The following is a 3,200-nucleotide window of genomic DNA, read 5'->3' as shown; positions in this document are numbered from 1 at the left end:
CGCGGTCGCGGCTGATCGATGTGGTCGATACGCGGCAGGCGTTGGATTTGCAGATCTCGCGCGACGTGATTGAGCATCGCGACGACATCGACGGGGTGTTCCTGGGGCGCCTGATTAACCAGATGAAATCCGCGGTTATGCGGAACGAGCCGTTCATGGAATCTGACTCCATGTTCCACGATCACATTCTGTCCGTGACCAGCAACGGACTCATCCAGGAACTATCCAAAGCGCTGTGGCGAGTGCATATGGTGGCGGTGCCGAAACTGCACCTGACCACGAAAGATAATCTGGAACAGACCGTGGATGCTCACCAAAAAATTGTCGACGCCATTGTTGCCGGAGACGAGGACGCCTACCGGCAAGCCGTCGTCGACCATTACGAGCCGCTCCGCGAAGCGCTTGGGGTTAAGTAGGTAGCGGCGCGGCCTTATTGGGCGGGCGCTTTCCGACGAGCTACTTCCCGATTTCGCTGCGATAGAACCCTGTGAGCCACCGGGGATCGGTGATGGCGGAACCAATGATGACGGCGTTGGCTCCACGCTGAAGCGCGTCCTTTACCGCGTCGGGGGAATGATAATGCCCTTCCGCGATCAGCAGTGGCTCGTCCCCCACCTCGTTCCGAACAGTGGAAATGAAGTCGAGGTCGGGGCCCTCGAGGTCCTCTGTCGCCGCGGTGTATCCCGACAGCGTTGAGGACACGATATCCGCCCCCGCCTCGTACGCAGCTATCCCGTTAGCCGCGGTGTCACAATCCGCCATGAAGAGTGCGCCGGAGTCATGAGCGGCTTTTACCAGGTCTTCGGTGGAGGACCCGTCGGGACGAGGTCGCCCGGTGGCGTCGGCACAAACGACCGCGGCACCCGCGTCGGCAACCGCCTTGGCCGACGCGACCGTCGGCGTGATGTACACGCCGGAGTCCCCTTCTTTTGTTAAGCCAAAGATGGGGACATCGACGGCGTCGCCGATGGACGTGATGTCTGCGATTCCGCCATAGCCGCCGCACCGAATGGCGGGGGTGCCGGCGGCGGCGCAGGCCTTCGCGCTCAGCGTTAATGCGTGAGTATCGCGGAGCGGGTGGCCGTCGGGGGCTTGGGCGGACACGATGATGTCGCCCGCGATGATCGAGCGCAGCTCCTGGCACTGATCAGCGGGGGTGGAGGCGGAAAATGAGAAGGGCATGGAGATCTCCTTTGTTCGTTTGGTGTGTGGGGAGGGTGGTTACGAGCGCTTATGCCGTGCTCGAGCATAAACGGCAGCGGCGACAAGAGGGCCTTCGCGCAGGGCACTATCGCGGATATCGCATGGGCGGACACTGTAGGCCAGGTGGCTGCGCACGCCATCACGAATTCGCCGCGTAATGGCCTCACCCAGCCCCGACACTCCTCCACCGAGGATGATCGCGTCGAGGTCAAGCCCCATCGCGAGCGTTCCCAGCATCTGGCCACAGCCCTGCAGATTCTTGTCGAGGACGTCCGTCGCTAATGAGTCCCCTTGTTGTTCCAGTTCTAATAGGTCAGTCACTGTCGACGGGGCCGTTGGGTTAACGTCGCGGGCTGAAGCGGACTGACCATCGCGTTCCGAAATCGCTTCGTGATACGTCGCAACGAGCCCCGGACCGGACGCCACGTCTTCACACCGAGCCACGCCGCTGCCGTAATGAGGGCAATAAAGTTCGGAAATCTCACCGGCCGTGCCGCGATTGCCAGCGGCGAGATCGTCGTCAATGACGAACGCTCCCCCAACCCCCGTGCCCAGGCTGACGTAAAGCAGGCGGGCGTGCGGGTACTCGTCGCGCCAACACAGCGTGTGCTCGCCGAATGCCCAGACGCGGACGTCGTTGTGCGCGAACACGGGGGCGTCGATGTGGCGAGCGATGCGGGCAGCAATGTTGGTGCCCTCCCAGCCGGGCATCGTAGCCCCGGCGCGGGTGACCGTCGCGGTGTTGGGGTCGATGACCCCGGCCGCTGCCACCCCGACTCGCTCGATCTTATTTTCACTTGTCGACGATGTTCGGACTGATGCTGCGCTGCCGGCTGCTAACTCCGGCGATGCTAGGGCTGGCGATGCGAGCGCTTCGGCGACGGCGACCTCCAGCTGGTCGGCGGTGTTCCCGCCCGCGGGTTGGCTGGGTACGCGCCCGTGGGCGATTACTGTGCGCGGGGCGTCGTCGTCGATAAGCCCCCAGGCGATCTTGGTGCCGCCAATGTCTAGTGCGAGTGTGAGTGCCACAGTGGTTCTACCCTTCTGCGCTGTCGCCGGTAATTGTCATGAGCCGTGGACGTCAGACGTCTTACAACCTATACTAGCAGTCACAATAGTTGTGGCGAGCGTGCAGTTGCGTCGCGGCGAGCTAACGGTTGCGGGCGATCGTATTCTTCATGGCAGCACAGTCACACGACCATAGTTAGGAGCACGTAAGGCTATGAGCCATCCGGATTTCACGGTGGAGGGGCGAGTCATTGACGCTGCGGGCATCACGGAACATGCGCGCATCGAGGTCACGGGATCGCGCATTTCGTCGGTTACTCCATTGGATAGCGGAACTACACATGCGTCGGATGAAGGGTCGGATGAGGCGTCGGGCCAAACGTCGGCTAGCAGTCCGTCGGCAATGTGGAGTGCATCCGATATGCCGACAATCATTCCGGGGTTTGTCGACCTCCACAATCACGGTGGCGATGGCGGGGCGTTCCCGACGGGCGATGAGGAGAGCTGCCGCCGGGCCGCGCTGTTCCACCGTCGGCACGGAACGACGACCCTGCTGGCCAGCCTCGTTAGTGCCAATGAGCAGGAGATTGTTCGGCAGCTGGACATTCTGAAGCCGCTGGCGGACGAGGGGCTGATCGCGGGGGTGCACCTGGAGGGGCCGTTTGTGAACGCGCACAAGTGCGGTGCGCAGAACCCCGACCGGATCGTGCCCGCCGACGCCAACATGTTCGCGCGCGCGGCCTCCCGCCACCCCGACCTGATCCGGCAGATCACGCTCGCCCCCGAAAGCCCGGGTGCCGAGGCCTGCCTGGAGGTGTGCGCGCGCGAGGGGATCATTTTGTCGCTCGGGCACACCGATGCGGATTACGACACCACCATGAACTTCGTGAGCAAAGCTGTGGACCGGGGCATCATGGTGACCGCCACGCACCTATTCAACGCGATGCCACCCCTGCACCATCGGGCACCCGGCGCGGCGGCCGCCATGA

Annotated in this window: 4 protein-coding genes; 2 read left to right on the top strand and 2 right to left on the bottom strand. The window is 63.2% G+C overall.

Features of this window, described 5'->3' with window-relative positions; genetic code table 11:
- On the top strand, positions 1–416 hold a 416-nt coding region (locus tag Q3981_RS09220), incomplete at its 5' end, for a FadR/GntR family transcriptional regulator (protein WP_303125532.1).
- Between the two features lie 40 nt (positions 417–456).
- Here the strand turns inward: Q3981_RS09220 and Q3981_RS09215 are convergent.
- Both Q3981_RS09215 and Q3981_RS09210 read right to left on the bottom strand, forming a co-directional pair.
- The gene (locus tag Q3981_RS09215) at positions 457–1,182 is read right to left on the bottom strand and encodes a putative N-acetylmannosamine-6-phosphate 2-epimerase (protein ID WP_303125530.1); all 726 of its coding nucleotides are present in this window, start codon (positions 1,180–1,182) and stop codon (positions 457–459) included.
- A 39-nt stretch (positions 1,183–1,221) separates the two neighbouring features.
- Positions 1,222–2,232 (bottom strand): ROK family protein, encoded by a 1,011-nt coding sequence (locus tag Q3981_RS09210; RefSeq protein ID WP_303125528.1) that lies wholly within the window; start codon positions 2,230–2,232, stop codon positions 1,222–1,224.
- 193 nt (positions 2,233–2,425) lie between these two features.
- Between Q3981_RS09210 and Q3981_RS09205 the strand changes: the two genes are divergently transcribed.
- Positions 2,426–3,200 (top strand): amidohydrolase family protein (locus tag Q3981_RS09205; RefSeq protein ID WP_303125526.1); only part of this gene is annotated, 775 nt, incomplete at its 3' end.

It is taken from the genome of Corynebacterium sp., from assembly GCF_030530965.1.
In the GTDB taxonomy this organism is placed as follows: Bacteria; Actinomycetota; Actinomycetes; order Mycobacteriales; family Mycobacteriaceae; genus Corynebacterium.
The sequence above is the reverse complement of the archived record's forward strand: the minus strand, read 5'-3'. Positions and strand labels throughout refer to the sequence as shown.

What these genes read in the sequence shown, in the direction of transcription:
- Q3981_RS09215 (WP_303125530.1), bottom strand. Translation starts at nt 1,182, where the DNA reads ATGCCCTTCTCATTTTCCGCCTCCACCCCCGCTGATCAGTGCCAGGAG.